Genomic DNA, 18,993 nt, shown 5'->3' on the forward strand with positions numbered 1-18,993 from the left:
CGTGCTTCGGTACCGTGCGGGTTCGTGTCGTCACGAGGCCGAACCGCGTGCGACGGGGATCGAGGCAAAACCGTGCTTGCCCACAACGGTAGTCAATGATGCGCGACCGGGCGCGACCAGGACGGCGTGGCGCGACGCCATAAGCGGGGTCACGGCCGGCCGGATGGTGCCGCTCCACGGTCAGGCGGTCAGATCGCTCGCCGATGACCAGCGCAGAGATCGTCGGTGCCATTCGGTCTTGAGGATCTGGTACTCCACCTCGTACCGATCGGGACCGAGATGGAGTGGGTGTGTCGGCATGCCTGTTCCAACGGTTTCGTCGCCCACGTGGATTCCCGACAGTGTCATGCCGAGTTTTTCCATGACCCGCCGCGAGGGCATGTTGCCCGCGACGGTGCTGGCGAAGACGCGTTCGGTGTCGAGATGGTCGAAGGCGAAGGCCATGAGTGCGAAGGCGGCCTCGGTGGCCAGGCCGCGGCCCCAGACCGTCCGACGGATGCGGTAGCTGAGCTCGAGTTCGGGGCGTCGGCTGTGACGCGGAGTCCGCAACGACGCCCAGCCGAGGAATGCTTCGGTGGCGGGATCGCAGAGCACCCAGGTGCCGGTCCCGTACATCCGGCGCTCGGACTCGGCCCGCGGGACCACCCAGTCCTCGATGACCGTTCGGGGGGTCGGGGTGCCGCCGCTGACGAAGCGCATGACCTCGGGGTCGCTGTCGAGGTGGACGAGGTCGTCGATGTCCATCGCAGACACCGGGCGCAGACGTGCCCGTGCCGTGTCGATGTTCACCCGAGGCCCCTCACTGCCCGACTCGAGCCCGCGAATCGCGCGGGCACACCCTCTGGCGAGACGCACCCGCGGCGACTGCCTGCCTGCACATCTCTGCCGTTCCCCCGGGGGCGAGTCTACGGTCTCGACACGGTCGGTACCGCAGTACGCGGTGGGCGTGTCCCGCCGTTAAGGTTGCTGCCGTGGCTTCTGAACCCTCTGCACCGGATTACGTCCTCGAGATCCCCGTCCATCTCCGATGGGGCGACATGGACATCAACAATCACATCAACAACGTGCAGATCTCCCGCCTCTTCGAAGAGGCGCGCGTCCGTTCCTTCCACGAATGGATCTCCGACGGGCCGCGGAACTTCTCCTTCCTCGTGGCGCGCCAGGACATCGAGTTCTCCGCGCCCGTCCACTACTCCACCCACCCGGTGATCATCCGTTCGTGCATCGGGCGGGTCGGTCGCTCGTCGTTCACGATGGCGCTGCGCCTGTTCGACAAGGAGGGTGTCCTCTGCGCGACGGCGGAGACGACGCTGGTGGTCGTCGACCCCGCGGTCGGCCGGCCGACGCCGATCCCGGATCAGCTGCGGGAGGTCCTCCTGAAGAGTCTGGGCGAACCGGTGAAGTTCCACTCGGCACGCGCGAACACTGCGGGCTGATCGCGCCTGGTGCTGATCCTTCATCGCGCCGAGCGCACCGACACCCTCACCGAAGCGCTCGCCGAGGTCCTGGCCGCGCCGCTCGACGACCCGATGCGTACCGAGATCATCTCGGTACCGGCGGCCGGTGTCGAACGCTGGCTCGCCCAGCACCTCGCCCGTCGGCTCGGTTCCGGACCCGCGCTGTCCGACGGCATCGCGGCCAACATCGACTTCACCGGCCCGGGACGGCTGGCGGACGCGATCTCGGCTGCGGTCCTCGCCGGGGACCGCTTCACGGGCGACACCCCGCTGTCGGCGGTAAACCCCTGGCGCGCTGCCGAATTGACCTGGCCGGTGCTCCGGGTACTCGATGAACGGATCGACGACCCCGAACTGACGGTGATCGCGCGGCACATCGGTGCGGGCGACGACGCGTCACCCCGGATCGGCCGCCGCTACGCGACCGCGCGACATCTGGCCGAACTCTTCGAGCGATACGGACGATCCCGTCCGTCGATGATCGCAGGCTGGGCGGCGGGCGATGATCTCGACGGTGCGGGTGGACCGCTGCGGGACGACCTCGCCTGGCAGGCCGGGTTCTGGCGTGCGGTACGGGCGGAGATCGGACAACCCCATCCGGCGGAGGTCCTGGGCGAGGTGTGCGACCGGCTGCGTTCCGCCCCCGGGGTCGCCGACCTTCCCGACCGCCTGTCGGTGTTCGGCCCGACCCGGATCACCGAGTCCTTCCGCAACATCATCTCCGCGGTGAGCGTTCATCACGACGTCCATCTGTTCGTCCCGCACGCGAGTCCCCGGCTGTGGGACGAACTCCGGGCCGCCTCCGGGGGTGAGTCCGCCGGGCGAGCGCCCGGTGTGAGCGTTCCGCCGCGCCGCCGCGACCGTCCGGTTCCCGAACTCCGCAATCCGTTGCTGGCCGGGCTGTCTCGCGACCTGCAGGAACTCCAGTTGCGGTTGGGCGACATCGTCGACCGCGACGTCCACCATCCGCCGCACACGCCACTGCCCGACACGCTGCTCGGTGCCCTCCAGGCGGGTATCCGCGACGACGCGGGGACCGTCGACGACACGGGTGCGGCACCGTCGGCCGAGTTCGCCGACGACGGGTCCGTCGAGGTGCACGCGTGCCACGGTCCCGAACGCCAGATCGAGGTGCTCCGCGACCGGTTGCTGCACCTCTTCGCCGACGACCCGACCCTTGAACCCCGCGACGTCCTGATCATGTGCCCCGACGTCGAGACCTTCGCTCCGCTCATCCGGGGTGCCTTCGGACAGGCCGGATTGCCGCACCCCGCCTTCGATCTGCGTGTGCGCCTCGCCGACCGCGGGGTCCGTCACGTCAACCCGGTCATCGACACCGTCGTCGGCGTGGTCGAACTCGCAGCCGGCCGGGTGACGGCGGGTGACGTGCTCGATCTGCTCGGGACCGAACCCGTCCGGACACGATTCGCGATGACCGACGACGACCTGGAGCTCGTCCGGGAATGGCTGGGCCACAGCAATGTCCGCTGGGGACTCGGGACGGCCGAACGCGCCCGGTTCGGTCTCGAGCGCTTCCGCCAGGGCACCTTCGACGCCGGTCTCGACCGCATCGCGCTCGGCGTGGTCGCCGAGGAGACCGACGACGAATGGCTCGGCACCGCACTGCCTCTCGCAGGTGTGGAGAGCACCGGTATCGACCTGGTCGGCCGGCTCGACGAGTTCCTCGATCGCCTGGGACGCGTACTCGCCGAGCTGACCGCCACCGCACCCGCTCATCGTTGGGCGCAGACCCTCGTCGAGGCGGTCGGCTCGCTCACCGCGACCGCACCCGCAGACGACTGGCAACGCGCGCAGGCCATCCGGATGCTCGAGGACGCCTTCGGCGGCACCGAGGAGGTGCTGCGTCTCGCCGACGTCCGCGACCTGCTGTCCGCGCTGATCGCGGGTCGTCCGACCCGGTCGAACTTCCGGACCGGTGAGCTCACCGTGTGCACCATGGTCCCGATGCGGTCGGTGCCCCACCGCGTCATCGTGTTGCTCGGTATCGACGCCGAGGTGTTCCCGCGTGTGCAGCGTATCGACGGGGACGACGTACTCGGTGTCGATCCGCTGGTGGGAGAACGCAACCCGCGGGACGAGGACCGGCAGTGCTTCCTCGACGCGATCGGTGCCGCGCAGGACAACCTGCTCGTCTTCTACAGCGGCGCCGACCCGGTGTCGGGGCGGCACATCCCGCCCGCCGTGGTGGTCAGCGAACTGATCGACACCCTCGACGGGCTCACCGGCCCGGACCGGCCGACGATCGTGCGTCGACATTCCCTGCACGGCTTCGACGCCCGCAACTTCGTCGACGGCGGTGTCCCCGGCATCACCGGACCCTTCAGCCACGACGCATCGCTGCTCGCCGGTGCCGAGGCACTGCGCCGTCCGGCCGATCCGGTCGTCCCCGCGGCCCGGGAGACCCTTCCCGCACCCGAACCGACGCCCGAGCTCGCCGACATCGACCTCGCGTCGCTCATCGACTTCCACGTCGACCCGATCACTGCCTTCGTCCGCCAACGGCTGGGCGCCCGCATCCCCGACGACGAGACACCGCACGACGATCGGCTCGACGTCGAGCTCGACCCGCTCGACAAGTGGGGGATCGGCGACCGTTTCCTCACCCGGATGCTGTCGGGCGTACCGATCGGCGACTGCGAGGCCGCCGAGCTCCGACGGGGCACCTTGCCGCCCTTCGCTTTCGGCACCCGGGAGCTCCAGGCCATCTCGCGTGCGGTCACCCGCCTACACGGCGTCGTCGCACCGCTGCGCCCGGGGTCGCCGGAGACCCTCGACATCCTCGTCACGCTGCCCGACGGTCGACGCGTGCACGGCACGGTCGGCGACGTCTTCACCGCCGACGACGGACAGGCCCGCCTCGTCCGCGCCACGTACTCGCGACTCAAGGCCAAACAGCAACTGAGCGCCTGGATCACGCTCCTCGCCGTCGCGGCCGCCGCGACCCAGGGCAATGCCGGCGCGGCCCGGGTCGGCTCCGCGGTGTCGGTGGGTCGCGCCGCCCGCGGGGGCGGCACCACCACGCTCACGCTCCGACGCCCGGAGGACCCGGTGCCGCTGCTCGATCAGCTCGTGAGGCTGCGGGACGAGGGCCTGCGCCGCCCGCTGCCGCTGCCCCTGGAACCGGCGTTCACCTTCGTCGACAACGACGGGCCCGGTCGCCGGAGCCACTGGGCCCTGAACAGTGCACGCAAGGTCTTCGACGACACCTACGGTCCGCGCCACGACCGGTACCTCAAGCTGGCGTTCGGCGGCGATGTCCTGGCCGACGTCGAGTTCGACGTCCTGCTCGAACAGGCGGCACCTGCCGACCGCGTTCTCGGCGGAGTGGAACTCGCTCTGGCAGAGGGCGAACCGCTGTTCACCGGCCTGGCCCGTGCGGTCTGGGCTCCCGTCGGACAACACCGGGAGGGGACATGAGACGCCCGGAACCCTTCGACATCACCGCCGAACTGCCGCAGCACACCACCGTTCTGGAGGCGAGCGCCGGAACGGGTAAGACCTACGCGATCGTCGGGCTCGCGGCGCGATATCTCGCCGACGGGGTACCGATCTCGGAGATGCTGCTCGTAACCTTCAGCCGGGCGGCGACCGCCGAACTGCGGGAACGGATGCGCGCCCGTGTGCGTGAACTGCTCGACGCCCTGGCGGATCCCGCCGAGGTCCTGTCCGGGCCCGCGCAGGCCGATGACGACGCACTGCTGCGACAGCTGGCGAGCGGTACCCCGGAGGAGGTTCGCACGCGCCGGAGGAACCTCGCCCGCGCACTGAGCGACTTCGACGCCTCGACGATCGCCACCACCCACACGTTCTGCAACCGGATGCTGGAGGCACTGGGCTTCCTGGGCGAACGAGAACTCGTCTACTCCATCGTCGAAGAGGTCGACGAACTCACCGAGGAGGTCGCGCTCGACCTCTACCTGCGCGGCTTCTGGGCCAGTGACTCACCGGAGTTCAGCTTCGCCGAGGCGCGGGAGATCGCGCGCGACGCCGTCCGCCAGGCGTCGGTGCGACTCGCCCCGGACGAGAGCGCACTCGCCGACGGCTCACCCGCCGACCATGTCGCGGCCCGGCGGGTGAGCTTCGCCAAGGCCGTGCGGCAGCATGTCGAGACCCGCAAGCGGGACGCCCGGGTGCGCACCTATGACGACCTTCAGGAGATCCTGCACCGGATCGTCGGCGACGAGGTGGTCGGCGACCGTGCCTGCCAACGGATCCGCGACACCTTCTCGGTGGTGCTCGTCGACGAGTTCCAGGACACCGATCCGCTGCAGTGGGACATCCTTCGCCGCTGCTTCCACGGCCATCGCCGGATGATCCTCGTCGGCGACCCGAAGCAGTCGATCTACGGGTTCCGCGGGGCCGAGGTGCTCAGCTACCTCGCCGCGGTGTCGTCCGCCGACACCCTGAAAGCGCTCGATGTCAACCGTCGCTCCGACGGCGCACTCGTGCATGCCCTGGAGCACCTGTATGGCGAGGCGACGCTGGGACATCCCGACATCGTGGCGCGCCCGGTCCAGGCCGCCTTCGCCGGCAGCCGGCTCGAAGGACGTCCGCCGTTCCGGCTACGGGCTTTTCTCCGCGGGGATTTCACCTCCCTCAACTCGTTCAACCTCCCCGGCGTCAAGGAGGTGCGGTCACGCATCGCCGCCGACGTCGCCGACGACATCGCGAGCGTCCTGGCCCGGGGCGACCGGATCGACCTGAACGGTGTCTCCCGGGCCGTCGATCCCGGCGACATCGCGATCCTGGTGCGGCTCAACAGCACCATCGAACCGCTGCAGCGAGAGCTCGCCGAGCGCGGCATCAACTCGGTGATCGGGTCGGGTGTCAACGTCTTCTCGACATCGGCTGCCCAGCATTGGCTGTGGGTGCTGCGTGCCGTCGAACAACCGTCACGCTCGGACCGGGTGCGCATCGCTGCCCTGACCACGCTCTTCGGGTGGTCCACCGAACGGGTGGCGACCGCCGCGGAGCCCGAGATCGCCGAACTCGGTGCCGAATTGTCCATGCTCGCGCGGGTTTTCGCACAGGGCGGATTCGCCGCGATGGCCCAGCGCCTGTTCGACGCGCATGAGGTGGCGGCACGGGTTCTCACCGTCGAGAACGGCGAACGCACCCTCACCGACCTCATCCAGGTGTCGGCGCTGTGCAACAAGCACGTCGTCGAAACCGGTGGGGGACTGAGCGCCCTCCTCGAGTGGCTGACCGAACGGGTCACCGACACCTCGTCGCGCCAGCGTTACGAGGACCAGAGCCGACGCCTCGACCGCGACACGCAGGCCGTGCAGATCATGACCGTGCACGCGAGCAAAGGGCTCCAGTTCCCGATCGTCTACGTGCCCTACGGGTGGGACGGCACCTGGATCAACGACCGCGGCAACATCACCTACCACGACGAGACGGGAAACCGCCGGCTCGACGTGGGCGGCCAGCAGGCACCGGACCGCGCCGCACGACGCCGTCGCTACGCCGACGAGGTGGCGGGCGAGGATCTTCGTCTGCTCTACGTCGCGCTCACCCGCGCCCAGTCGCAGGTCGTGGCCTGGTGGGCGCCGTCGCGGAACACCACGACCGGGCCACTGCACCGGTTGATCTTCGGCCGCGACAATGCCGTTCGATCCTCGCCAGGGGACCCGGAATGGACGGTCGCCGGGGAGGTACCGATCCCCGAGGCCGATGCCGACTGCGTGAGTATCCTGCGCACCCTCACCGCGCGGGATCCGGCGATCTCGGTCGAACCGGCCGGTCGGCTCGACACAGACACCGTGGCTCCGGCCGCAGGTGACGCAGACAACCCTGCCGTGTTGGGTATTGCGCACTTCGATCGCCGGATCGACCAGGACTGGCGCCGCACCTCGTATTCGGCCCTCACCGCCGACGCTGCCCACGGCGCGCACGGTTCACCGGGTGGGCCGTCGACCTCGGTCGTCGAGACCGGCAGCGAACCCGACGACGACGTGACCGACATCCTCGACGACGAACCCATCGCCCTTCCCGGCGACGTCGCAGAGGAAGCCGGAACCGACTCGGCCGCAACGCGTCCCGGGATGCCATCGCTGATGAACGGTCTGCCGTTCGGCGCCGCCTTCGGAACCCTTGTCCACGAGGTCCTCGAATACGTCGACACCTCGGCGCCGGACATCGACGCCCATGTACGAGAACTCTGTTCGCGAGCACTCGGCGCTCTCGCCGGCGACATCGACCCCGACCGGCTCGTCGCCGCCCTGATCGGTGTGCTCACCACGCCACTCGGATTCGGCGACCTGTGGAGCATCGACCCCCGTGATCGTCTGGCCGAACTCGACTTCGAACTGCCCCTCGGCCCCGCGGACGAGGCGCCATCAGGAGGCGGCACGACCCTGGGCCGTCTCGCCGACCTGATGGAAGAGCATCTGCCGGAGGCGGACCCGCTGCGTGCCTACGCCGACCACCTGCGCGCGGTGCCGGGCCGGCGCCTCCGTGGATTCCTCACCGGCAGTATCGACTCGGTGCTGCGGATCCCCGACGGACGCTACGTGATCGTCGACTACAAGACCAACCGCATCCGTCCAGGCGATCTCGTGGTCGAGGACTTCGATGTCGAGGCCATGGCCGGGGAGATGATCGCCGCCCACTATCCGCTGCAAGCCATGCTGTACTCGGTTGCGCTGCACCGTTATCTGCGCTGGCGGGTTCCGGACTACGACCCGGCTCGGCATCTCGGACCGGTGCAGTACCACTTCGTGCGCGGCATGGCCGGACCGGACACCCCGCCCGGTTGCGGTGTCTTCGAATGGATGTTGCCCGCCGGGCTCGTCGTCGAACTGTCCGACGCGCTGGCCGGTGCGGATGCCGGTACCGGAGGGAGCGGTCGATGAGCACACCCGATGTCCAGCGCGTGGATTCGGCGACGGGCACGCTCGCCGACTGGAACGCCGCCGGCCTGCTCGCCGCCGCGGATCTGCACATCACCGACCGGCTCGTCCGGATGTGCGGTGAACCGGTGTCCGACGACGCCCGTCTCGGCGCCGCTCTCGCCGTTCGTGCGGTCCGCCTCGGCTCCACCTGCCTCGCTCTCGACCGCATCGGGGAGCTCGCGGCAGGGCAGGAATCCACGGAGGTCGAGATACCCTCGCCCCGTGATCTTCTCGATGCGTTGGCGGTGAGCCCGCTCGTCACCGGCAGTGACGCCGGACCGTTGCGGCCGCTCGTGGTCCGCGATTCGGCCGACGGCCCGCTCGTCTATCTGCAGAAGTACTTCCGGCAGGAGCAGACGATCCGGGAGATCCTCGACCGGCGTTCGCAGACCGCGCCCTCGGTGGACACGGCAGCACTCCGCGAAGCCGCTGCGGCGGTGTACTCCTCGCCCGACGACGGTGCCCTGCAGAAGCTGGCCGCCGCGGTCGCGGCGACCCGCTGGACGACGGTTCTCGCCGGTGGCCCGGGAACGGGCAAGACCTACACCGTCGCCCGCATCCTCGCCGTCCTCGACCGTCTCCAGGGGCCCGGCCTCCGCATCGGACTCTGCGCACCCACCGGGCGCGCTGCCGCACAGCTCCAGGCCTCCGTGGAGGCCGAGTCCACCCTGCCGGTCACCGCCCACGCAGTCACCCTGCACTCGCTGCTCAGCTGGCGCCCCGGCTCGAATCCGCGGTACGGACGGGGGCGCACCCTGCCGCACGACGTCATCGTCGTCGACGAGACGTCGATGCTGTCGATGACCGCCATGAGTCGTCTCCTCGATGCGGTCCGTCCCGACGCGCGGGTCGTGTTCGTCGGCGATCCGCACCAGTTGGCCTCGGTGGAGGCGGGCGCCGTCTTGGCCGACCTGGTCGAACGGACCGACCTCCCGGCAACCGGTGGAACAGACGGTCCGCCGGCGACACTGACGCAGGCGTTCGACGCCGTGGGCCTCGACCCGGCCGCCGAGGATCTCGATCCCGACGACGTCGCACGTCTGGCCGACGGCGTCATCACGCTCCGTCGGCAGTTCCGGTTCGGAGGCGGAATCTCGAAGGTCGCGGCCGCCGTCAACGCCGGCGATCCCGAGGCGGTCCTCGAGCTGGTCACCTCACCGGACATCGACGATGTCGAACTGTTCGCCCCCGACGACCTCGACGGAGTGGCCGGCGACATCCTGTCGTGGGGACGCGATCTGCGCAGTGCGGCCCGCACGGGCGACGCGGCGGGAGCCCTGGATGCCCTCGACTCTCACCGGGTCCTGTGTGCGCACCGCGAAGGCTCGTGGGGTGTGCGCGGTTGGACGACGCGCATCACCGACTGGCTGGGCACGACCGAGGCCGAACACATGGGTTGGTATGTGGGACAACCCATCCTGGTGACCGCGAACGATCGTCAGACCGCGACCTTCAACGGCGACACCGGTGTCGTGATCGCCGACCCGGACGCGGATCCGCAGCCCGCGAACCGTCCCGGCTCGTCGGATGCGGTCCGGGTGGCGTTCCGGCGCGGCGGCGAGGTCCGCTTGCTGCACCCCACCCAGCTCGCCGACGTCGTGTCGGTCCATGCCATGACCATCCACCGCAGCCAGGGCAGCCAGTTCGATCAGGTGACCGTCGTCCTGCCGCCGGCCGGTTCCGAGCTGCTGACCCGTGAGCTTCTCTACACCGCGATCACCCGCGCCCGGAGCCGGGTACGCATCGTCGGGACCGCCGACGTGCTCGCCGCAGCCGTCAACCGACGCGTGCAGCGGGCCAGCGGGCTGCGGTCGACGCTCAGCGCGATCTGATTTCACGCTCCCTGAGGTGCGAGAAGGGTCAGACCAGTTCACACCCGCCCGGCACGAGGTCGCGGCGTTGATAACACTCGACGCTCAGCAGTTTGTGCTGGATGTCGTCGGGCAGCGACAGGAACCCGGCGATGGCGCGGCTGCGGTCGACCTCGGATCGGTGTGCGACGACGCCCGCCTTCTTCCGCGCCGCCAGATCCGACACGTCGACGACCACGTCGATATCGGAATCCGGTGTGCCGGGCAGCTGGTCACGAGGAATCTCGGGGAAGAGGCTGGGGGCGATCATGTCCATCATCCATTCGGGGATCGTCGCGAAGTACAGCGAGCGGACCCGCCAGGCCGGCCCCGCCCGGTGATACAGCTTCGTCGACGCCGCGGCGTCGGCGGCGGCACAGGCCAGGCGGTGGGCGTGGACGTGGTCGGGGTGACCGTAGATGCCCAGCGCGTCGTAGGTGACGACGATGTCCGGCCGGAGCTTCCGGATGTGTGCGGTGAGCGCGCGGACCTGGTCGTCGAACGAGGCGGCGCACAACCGTGGTGCGTCCGGTGCCGACTCGGGTCGGCGGTCGTCGGCATACCCGAGCATGATCGGCGGCCGCGGCATGCCGAGGATGTCGACGGCTTCGGTCAGCTCCTGGTGCCGGATGGTGCCCTCGGCCCACGTGCACATCACCAGGTCGGCCTCGCCGCCGTCGTCGACGTGACGGGCGGTGAGTCCGCCGGTCCACAGCGACTCGTCGTCGGGGTGTGCATGCACCAGCAGCAGTCGAGGCGTACCCATCCACCTGGCTTCCTGATCGTTCCCGGCGGGCGGTGCATCTCGGCACCATCCGCGACCTGGGTAGTCGGTCCCCGACCCAGGGTAGCCACACCGGCTCTCGGTAAAGTCGGTGTCCGTCACGACGTGTCGCGCCAGAGCGGCGTCCGGGAACGGGCCACGTATCGAAACGCCACGTCGACAACCGAACACGCGACAACCGAACACTAGAGAACAGAACATGGAGGTCTGCGATGAGCGCTCAGCCCGAAGTTCACGAGTTCCAGGCGGAGACCCGGCAGCTGCTGGATCTCATGGTCCACTCGATCTACTCCAACAAGGACAGCTTCCTGCGCGAGCTGATCTCGAACGCATCCGATGCGCTCGACAAACTGCGCCTGGAGTCGTTGCTCGACAAGGATCTCGACGTCGACACCTCCGACCTGCACATCACTCTGACCCCGGACGCGGAGAAGCGCACCCTGGTCGTCGCCGACAACGGCATTGGCATGACCCGCGACGAGGTCGTCGGACTGATCGGCACGCTGGCCCGGTCGGGTACCGCGGAGTTGCGCCGCTCGCTGGCCGAGGCCCGTGAGAAGGGCGTCTCCGACGCCGCCGCCGAGGAACTGATCGGACAGTTCGGTATTGGCTTCTACTCGACGTTCATGGTCGCCGAGAAGGTCACCCTGGTGACCCGCAAGGCCGGCGAGACCACCGGTACGCGCTGGGAGTCGACCGGTGACGGCACCTACACGATCGACGACGTCCCGGACGCCCCGCAGGGCACGTCCGTCACCCTGGCGCTCAAGCCGGTCGACACCGAGGACCACCTGTACGACTACGCGGACAAGTCCAAACTCCGCCAGCTGGTCAAGCGATACTCCGACTTCATCGCCTGGCCGATCCGCATGGACGTCGAGAAGACGGTCCCGGTCGAGAAGCCGGAGTCCGAATCGGAGGCCGACGAGGACGAGGACAAGGCCCCCGAGACCAAGACCGTCATCGAGGCCGAGACCATCAACTCGATGAAGGCACTCTGGGCCAAGTCGCGCTCCGAGGTCTCCGAGGAGGAATACCACGAGTTCTACCGGCATGTGTCCCACGCCTGGGATGCGCCGCTGGAGACCATCACCCTGCAGGCCGAGGGCACCTTCGAGTACCAGGCACTGCTGTTCATCCCGACGCAGCCGCCGTTCGATCTGTTCATGCGGGACAGCAAGGTCGGCATCCACCTCTACGTCAAGCGCGTGTTCATCATGGACGACTGCGCCGAGTTGATGCCCGAATACCTGCGCTTCGTCAAGGGTGTCGTCGACGCCGCCGACCTGTCCCTGAACGTGTCCCGCGAGATCCTGCAGCAGGACCGCCAGATCCGCGCAATCCGTCGTCGCCTCACCAAGAAGGTCATCTCGACGGTCACCGAGATGCGCGACAGCCGGCCCGACGACTACCGCACCTTCTGGGACGGCTTCGGCCGCGTCTTCAAGGAAGGTCTCGTCAACGATCCGGACAACCGCGACGCACTGCTCAAGGCGTCGTCCTTCGCGAGCACCCACTCGGAGGAGGACCTCACCACGCTCGCCGACTACATCGGTCGCATGAAGAGCGGCCAGGACACGATCTACTACATGACCGGTGAGTCCCGGCAGCAGATCGTCAACTCCCCGCACATGGAGGCGTTCCGCGCCAAGGGGATCGAGGTGCTCGTCCTGTCCGATCCGGTCGACGAGATGTGGGTCTCGGCCGGTGCCGAGTTCGATGGCAAGTCGTTCCAGTCGATCGCCAAGGGCGCGGTCGATCTCGATGCCGACGACGAGGACTCGGACGACACCTCGAAGGACGAGCAGAACAAGGCGTACGCCGACCTGCTGTCGTGGCTGACCACCACGCTGTCCGACGACGTCAGCGAGACCCGGTTGTCGTCGCGACTGACCGAGTCCCCGGCCTGCCTGGTCGGCGACACGTTCTCGATGTCGCCGCAGCTGGAGAAGCTGTACCGGGCGTCGGGACAGCAGTTCCCGAAGTCCAAGCGGGCGCTCGAACTCAACCCCGACCACCCGCTGGTCGAGGCGCTGAACAAGGCCTACGCGAACGGCGACCACGACAAGCTGGTCCCGACCGCGAAGCTCGTCTACGGCATGGCCGTGATCGCCGAGGGGGGCGAGCTGGAGGATCCCGCCGAGTTCGCGAAGTTGCTCGCCGGCAGCCTCACCGAGTCGTTCGCGGCCGGATCGGATTCCTGATCGGCTTCGCAACGCCCCGGGCGGGTCGCCCGGAATGAGCCGGCGCAGGTGGACGATCACCGTCGGCGTCGGGGCGCTGGTCCTGGCGGTCGTGCTGGTGTCCGCTCTCCTCGTGGGACTGTCCCGCGAGGACGGGCGGGCCCGCACGCCCGCCGACGCTGTCCGGACCTATCTCACCGCGCTCGCCGATGCCGACGCCTCGGCGGCCCTCGCCGTCGTCGCGCCGCGTCCGGACGCCCGGTTCCTCACCGACGGAGTCCTACGCCAGCAGCGCGCCGAGACGCCGATCTCCGACATCGAGGTCGACGATCCGGGAGAGTCCGCTCAGACGGTCCAGACGCGCTATCGACTCGGGTCTCGCGAGGTCGATATGCCCATCAGGGTGACGCGGGCCGGGGACGGCTGGGCCGTCGTCGACGGTGCGGTCAAGGTGCGTATCGAGTCGCTGCTGGTGCCGAGTCCGACGCTGTTCGGAGCCCAGGTGAAGGCCGGGGACACCGTCTTCCTCTTCCCGGGTCCGCAGCGATGGGGTTCGCGGGACCCCGATTTCGTCGGACGCCCGGCCGCTGAACCGCCGACCGGTCCGCGCGCGCCGATGACTGTTGAGGTGGTGGCCGAGCTCAGCCCCACCGGGGTGGCAGCGGTCAGCGACGCCGTCTCGGCACAACTCACCCGATGCGCGGCATCGACCCGTGCCGACGCCGGAGCCGACGTGCCCGGCTGTACGCAGCGACTGTTCCGGTCCGCGGTCGACGGCAGCGTGCGCTGGACCGCCCCACGGAACCTGTCGGGTCTGCGGTACCTGCTCCGACGGCCCGACACCGGATCCGGTTCGACACCGAGCGAGAAGGACCTCGGCACGGTCGACGTCGCGGGCGCGGTCGAATGGCGGGTGGCCTACACGCCGGACTACGACCGGGACGGACCCCGCGTCGAGACAACCGACATCCAATACCTCATCGGGGAGGTCGATCTCACCGCCGACACCCCGTCGTTCAGCGCCGAGCCGGTGACCTGACCTCGATACGGCCCTCGGGTAGCCCGTCGGACCTACTCGGCCTGCAGGCTCATCTGCTGGCCTACCCGGCAGGTTCATCTGCTGGTTGCGTGGGCGGGGGTGGCTGCTGGTTGAGTAGGTGAGGAGCTTGCGACGAGCCGTATCGAAACCAGGCGGCCCCCAGGCCTACCCGGCCGGCGGTGCGGGGCGGAGTCGGAACACCGGGATCCGGCGGTCGGTGCGCTTCTCGTACAGGTCGAAGTTCGGCCACACCGTGCGCAGCTTCTGCCACGCCGCGTCGCGATCGGCACCCTCGAGTTCGGTCGGGACCGCGACGGACACCACGCCGGCGACGACGATCTCGATCGTGTCGGCGGCTCGGATGTTGTACACCCACGCAGGCATCTTGGGGCCACCGAAATAGGAGCCGGCGATCAGCCAGTCGTCGCCGTCGGGAACCGCGAGGAGCTGGGTGGTCCGGATCGCGCCGGTCTTCCGACCCGCCACCCGGATGGTGATGTTCGGGAGATCGGCGATGTCGAGCAGGGTCATCCGTTGACCGGTGACAGTCTGAATGGCGTTGTCACCCACCACGATCTGTGGGAGAAAACGAGGCATCCAGGGGATCGATCCGATCTTGATCGCGAGGCTGCGCCGCACCTTCATCCGCCTAGTGTGACATGACATCGTCGCCCCGTCGGCACGGCGCCGGATAGCGTGCACATCATGGGCGGTCACACGACGGGACACATCCTCATCGACGGCGGGCAGACCGGAACTCGGCTGCGCATCGAAACGCCGGCCGGAACCGACGACCGCGAGCTCGGACCGATCCGCACCGACCAGCCGGTGGTCGAACAGATCGCGCAGGCCCTCCACGACGCCGAGATACCGGAGGCCTCGTGGTCGATGGCCGCGGGGGTCTCCGGACTGACACCTCAGGCCGCGCGCCCGTCGGCGTTGCTCGCCGCGGTCGCCGACCTCGGGGTGACCTCCGTTGCGCTGGCACATGATTCGGTCACCGCCTACCTCGCCGCGAACCGGGACCGGTTCGGCGTGGTCACCGCGGTCGGAACCGGTGTCGTGACCCTCGGCGTCGGGCCCGCCGGGATCCACCGGGTAGACGGCTGGGGGCATCTGTTCGGTGACGCGGGCAGCGCTTACTGGATCGGCCGCGCCGGGATCGGCGCCGCGCTGCGTGACTTCGACGGACGCGGCACCGCGACGGTTCTACGAGATCGGGCCGCCGAGGCCTTCGGCCCGCTCGACGAGTTGTACATGGTGGTGCAGGGAGATCCGGACCGCGTGGCGCGGGTGGCCGGATTCGCCCGCGCCGTCGACGCGGCCGCCCGGGATGGTGACGCGGTCGCGCAACAGATCGTCGACGCTGCCGCCGACGAACTCGCCGGATCGGCGCTGACCGCACTGGAACGCAGTGGTCACCGACCCGGCGAAGAGGCGCGGATCAGTTGGATGGGCACGGTGATGGCGGCCAACGACCGACTCCGCGGGCGCTTCGTCGACCTGGTCGGGGAAGCCGTGCCCGGCGTCGACATCGGAGCGCCCCACGGGCAACCTCTCGACGGTGTGCGGTTGCTGGCCGGGCTCGACGAAGCTCACCCTCTGTGCGCTGAGGTCCACCGGAGCGGACGGTGAGGTCAGCGCCCCTTGAACTCCGGCTTGCGCTTCTCGAAGACCGCGGTGACGGCCTCGGACAGGTCTTCGCTGGGAAGGAATGCCGAGTTCCAGGCCGCCACGTAGCGCAGGCTGTCGTGCACGGCGGCGCTGCGGGAGTGGTCGAGGACGTCCTTGATGCCGTGGACCACGAGCGGCGGATTGTCGGCGATCTCCCGGGCGGTCGCGCGAGCGAGCGCGAGCACGGCGTCCTGGTCGTCGGCGACGTCGTTGACCAGTCCGATCTTCTCGGCGCGTGCAGCGTCGATGTCCTTGCCCGTCAATGCCAGTTCACGCATGTGGCCGTCGCCGATGATGTACGGCAGGCGGGCGAGAGTGCCCACGTCGGCGACCATGCCGACCTTGACCTCGCGGACGCTGAACTTGGCGTCGGCGCTCGCGTAGCGCACGTCGGCGGCACAGATCAGGTCGACGCCACCTCCGATGCACCACCCCGAGATCGCGGCGACGACCGGCTTGCGGCAGTCCGCGACCGCGGTGATCCCGGCCTGCAGCTTGCGCAGCGACTCCAGGAACTCGGTGCGGGCGGCGGCCTTGGCGTTGTCGGCCAAGACGCCGGCCAGGGTGCCGCCCATCGCGACGAGGTCGAGTCCGAAGGAGAAGTGCTTGCCGGCGCCGGTCAGCACCACGGCGCGCACCTCGGGATCGGTGTCGATGTGACCGAAGAGCTCGGGAAGTTCGCGCCAGAAGTCAGGGCCCATCGCGTTGCCCTTGCCGGGGCCGGTGAGCGCTACCTCGGCGATGCGGTCGGCAACGGTGACGTCGAACGCGGTCCAGTCGCGTTCATTCCAGGCTTGCTCTGTCATGCGAGGGAGCTTACTCGGCAGTCAGGACGTCCGATGGGCGGACTGCCGGTGGCGCAATGTTAGATGAAACCCATGAGCGGATACATCCAGGAGGACATCGACCCCGAGGAGCTCGCGCATCGTTCCGAGCTCGCGTCGTCGATCGCCGGGAGCGTGCGCGAACTGATCGACGCAACCGTGCGCACCGAGGTCGGCGAGACCGACATCGCCGAGGCACGCCGGCTCATCGAGACCGCCACCGACATCCTCCGCAGAGACCAGTTGCCCGGTGCCTACGGCATCCGCTTCAACTCCGACGGCACCAAGCGTTCATGGGGCAATGCCGTTCTGGGGCGGCGCAATCCGATCGCACCACCCGTCGAGCTGCACCACGAGCCCGAGTTCACCTGGACCGAGGTCGAACTCGGGGCCGCCTACGAGGGCCCGGCAGGACTCGTCCACGGAGGTGTCCTGGCCCTCATCCTCGATCAGTTGCTCGGCTCGACCGCCGAGTTCCAGGGCGTGCCGGGTATGACCGGCACCCTCAACGTCCGGTATCGCAGCGCGACCCCGCTCGGCAGGATCCGCGGTGAGGCGCGGGTCGACCGGGTCGAAGGTGTGAAAACCTTTGTCACCGGGACGATCACGTGCAACGGCAAGGTGAGCGCCGAGGCGGAGGGGATCTTCATCCTGCCCAAGTGGGCCCGCGGTGAGGTCTCCGATGTGCTGCGGAAGTCGGTGGGCGAGGGCTGATTGCCCTGGTGCTCGGGGGAGATCAGATCTTCGCGAGCGGCTTGCGCGCACCGACGAATGAGTAACGCGCGCAAAGGAATGCCCCGTTGCGGGCGAACTCCTGCAGTTCGAGGTCGTAGCGTCGCGGAAAGAGGGGGCGTCCGGACCCGAGGGTGACCGGCGCGATCGAGACGATCATGTCGTCGAGCATCCCGGCCTCGGCGAACTGGGCGGCGAGATCACCTCCGCCGACGACCCATACGTCCTTGCCGCCTGCTGCTTCCGTCAGCCGGTCGCGGTGGTCGGCGGGGTTCCCGTCGATGACGGAGATGGAGTCGGCCACCGGGGTGATCGTGCGATGGGTGAACACGAAGGACGGGATCTCGTAGGGCCACGGTTTGCCGTCGGCGAGTTCGTTGTCGAGGAGCCACTGGTAGGTGGTGTATCCCATGACCGCGGCCCCGATCCCGGCATAGAAGTCGTCGTAGTTCATCGGCCCGCCTTCTTCGAGCGGCTGGGTCAGAAGCCAGTCGAGGCTGTCGTGGTCGTCGGCGAGGAAGCCGTCGAGGGTGGTCGCGGTGTAGTAGCGGAATGACATCTAGAAACCTCCGGAGTGCTTGCGGTGCCACATGATCGGGTCGGGGTCGAGCGCGGCCGCCCCGACGTCGACCCCGGTGTCGCGCAGCATCCACCGCGCGAGTTGACGACGATGGGCGGAGAAGGTCAGTACGTGCGCGACGATCTGGGAGAGCAGGAACGACTCGGGTGGATCGCACAGGGCGTCGATGACGCGGTCCTGCCAGGCGTTGCGGCGGTCGATGTCGCGGACCAGGGCCAGCCAGCGGGGTGTCAGATCGCGGTGGAGTTCGACGAGGGCGGGCAGATCCGATGGCGGGTCGGGCGGCATGTCGGCGCCCTCGATGGTCGCCAGCCAGGGCTGCTTGTCGACGACGAGATGCGACATGACCTGCGAGAGCGACTCTTCTGGGCCGTTCCAGTGCAGCGGTTCGTGCCCGGGCAGTCGTCTCCGGGTCCACTCGTCGTCGTCGACCCCCTTGGCGGCGTCGAGCAGGACCTCGACGTCGTCGAGGTCGTGCCGCACCATGAGCATCAGGACGTCGCCGGCGCTCTCCGTGGTCGGGGTGCCGTTGTCGACATAGAGCACGGTGGGCGAATGGAAGTGGATGCCGTTGGGTGCGGGCAGCCAGTGGCTGTGTTCGGCCGGTGTCGCGGTCGACGCTGCGCGTCCGGGACTGTGTCCGAAGGCGCGCGTGAAAGCGCGGGCGAACCCGTCGACGGACTCGTAGCCGGAGTCGAAGGCGACCTCGGTGACCGTCCGGCCGTGTTGCAGCAACCAGGCGGCACGCTCGAGGAGGACCCGTCGACGCAGCGCCACCGGCGACTCGCCTGCACCTCGGCTCACCTGCCGGGAGAAGTGGAACGGGGACGAGAACGCGCCGGTCGCCATCTCGTCCAGGTTCGAGTGATCGTCGGCCAGTACGGCGTCGAGCAACTCGCGCAGACGATCACGTTCGCCGGGAGGCCGATTGCTCGGCGTCGGCTCGTCCGCGG

14 protein-coding genes are annotated in these 18,993 nt (G+C 69.0%); 8 read left to right on the forward strand and 6 right to left on the reverse strand.

The features are described from left to right. Positions 1 to 180: 180 nt before the first annotated feature. The gene (locus M1L58_RS10115) at positions 181 to 789 is read right to left on the reverse strand and encodes a GNAT family N-acetyltransferase (protein WP_248658798.1); all 609 of its coding nucleotides are present in this window, start codon (positions 787 to 789) and stop codon (positions 181 to 183) included. A 182-nt stretch (positions 790 to 971) separates the two neighbouring features. Here M1L58_RS10115 and M1L58_RS10120 point away from each other — a divergent pair, with 182 nt between their 5' ends. The 4 genes from M1L58_RS10120 to recD are packed head-to-tail and all read left to right on the forward strand — an operon-like array spanning position 972 to position 10,206. Next, positions 972 to 1,436 (forward strand): acyl-CoA thioesterase, encoded by a 465-nt coding sequence (locus M1L58_RS10120; protein WP_006865008.1) that lies wholly within the window; start codon positions 972 to 974, stop codon positions 1,434 to 1,436. Between the two features lie 9 nt (positions 1,437 to 1,445). Beyond that, on the forward strand, positions 1,446 to 4,895 hold the full coding sequence (gene recC / locus M1L58_RS10125; RefSeq protein WP_248658799.1) for an exodeoxyribonuclease V subunit gamma: 3,450 nt from the start codon (positions 1,446 to 1,448) through the stop codon (positions 4,893 to 4,895). After that, complete coding sequence (locus M1L58_RS10130) at positions 4,892 to 8,335, forward strand: UvrD-helicase domain-containing protein (RefSeq protein WP_248658800.1); 3,444 nt, start codon at positions 4,892 to 4,894, stop codon at positions 8,333 to 8,335. Before recC ends, M1L58_RS10130 begins: the two co-directional genes overlap by 4 nt. Then, positions 8,332 to 10,206, forward strand: coding sequence for an exodeoxyribonuclease V subunit alpha (gene recD / locus M1L58_RS10135; RefSeq protein ID WP_248658801.1), 1,875 nt, complete (start codon positions 8,332 to 8,334; stop codon positions 10,204 to 10,206). The genes M1L58_RS10130 and recD overlap by 4 nt, the downstream gene beginning before the upstream one ends. A gap of 28 nt (positions 10,207 to 10,234) precedes the next feature. Here the strand turns inward: recD and M1L58_RS10140 are convergent, their stop codons facing one another. Beyond that, complete coding sequence (locus M1L58_RS10140; RefSeq protein ID WP_248658802.1) at positions 10,235 to 10,990, reverse strand: PIG-L family deacetylase; 756 nt, start codon at positions 10,988 to 10,990, stop codon at positions 10,235 to 10,237. A gap of 230 nt (positions 10,991 to 11,220) precedes the next feature. Here M1L58_RS10140 and htpG point away from each other — a divergent pair, with 230 nt between their 5' ends. Then, on the forward strand, positions 11,221 to 13,212 hold the full coding sequence (gene htpG / locus M1L58_RS10145; RefSeq protein WP_248658803.1) for a molecular chaperone HtpG: 1,992 nt from the start codon (positions 11,221 to 11,223) through the stop codon (positions 13,210 to 13,212). Positions 13,213 to 13,246: 34 nt separating this feature from the next. Beyond that, complete coding sequence (locus M1L58_RS10150; RefSeq protein ID WP_248658804.1) at positions 13,247 to 14,230, forward strand: hypothetical protein; 984 nt, start codon at positions 13,247 to 13,249, stop codon at positions 14,228 to 14,230. A gap of 165 nt (positions 14,231 to 14,395) precedes the next feature. Here the strand turns inward: M1L58_RS10150 and M1L58_RS10155 are convergent, their stop codons facing one another. Then, positions 14,396 to 14,875 (reverse strand): nitroreductase family deazaflavin-dependent oxidoreductase, encoded by a 480-nt coding sequence (locus M1L58_RS10155; RefSeq protein WP_005198266.1) that lies wholly within the window; start codon positions 14,873 to 14,875, stop codon positions 14,396 to 14,398. A 60-nt stretch (positions 14,876 to 14,935) separates the two neighbouring features. On the opposite strand from M1L58_RS10155, the gene M1L58_RS10160 reads away from it, so the two are divergent. Next, positions 14,936 to 15,865, forward strand: a complete 930-nt coding sequence (locus tag M1L58_RS10160) for an N-acetylglucosamine kinase (RefSeq protein ID WP_248658805.1) — start codon at positions 14,936 to 14,938, stop codon at positions 15,863 to 15,865. A gap of 2 nt (positions 15,866 to 15,867) precedes the next feature. Here M1L58_RS10160 and M1L58_RS10165 read toward each other — a convergent pair whose 3' ends face one another. After that, on the reverse strand, positions 15,868 to 16,710 hold the full coding sequence (locus M1L58_RS10165; RefSeq protein ID WP_248658806.1) for a crotonase/enoyl-CoA hydratase family protein: 843 nt from the start codon (positions 16,708 to 16,710) through the stop codon (positions 15,868 to 15,870). Between the two features lie 72 nt (positions 16,711 to 16,782). On the opposite strand from M1L58_RS10165, the gene M1L58_RS10170 reads away from it, so the two are divergent. Further along, entirely contained in the window at positions 16,783 to 17,442 is a 660-nt protein-coding gene (locus M1L58_RS10170) for a PaaI family thioesterase (protein WP_248658807.1), read from the forward strand. Between the two features lie 22 nt (positions 17,443 to 17,464). Here M1L58_RS10170 and M1L58_RS10175 read toward each other — a convergent pair whose 3' ends face one another. After that, positions 17,465 to 18,019, reverse strand: coding sequence for a dihydrofolate reductase family protein (locus tag M1L58_RS10175; RefSeq protein ID WP_248658808.1), 555 nt, complete (start codon positions 18,017 to 18,019; stop codon positions 17,465 to 17,467). After that, positions 18,020 to 18,934 (reverse strand): helix-turn-helix domain-containing protein, encoded by a 915-nt coding sequence (locus tag M1L58_RS10180; RefSeq protein ID WP_248658833.1) that lies wholly within the window; start codon positions 18,932 to 18,934, stop codon positions 18,020 to 18,022. Positions 18,935 to 18,993: the final 59 nt, after the last annotated feature.

It is taken from the genome of Gordonia sp. C13 (assembly GCF_023218005.1).
Lineage (GTDB): Bacteria > Actinomycetota > Actinomycetes > Mycobacteriales > Mycobacteriaceae > Gordonia > Gordonia namibiensis.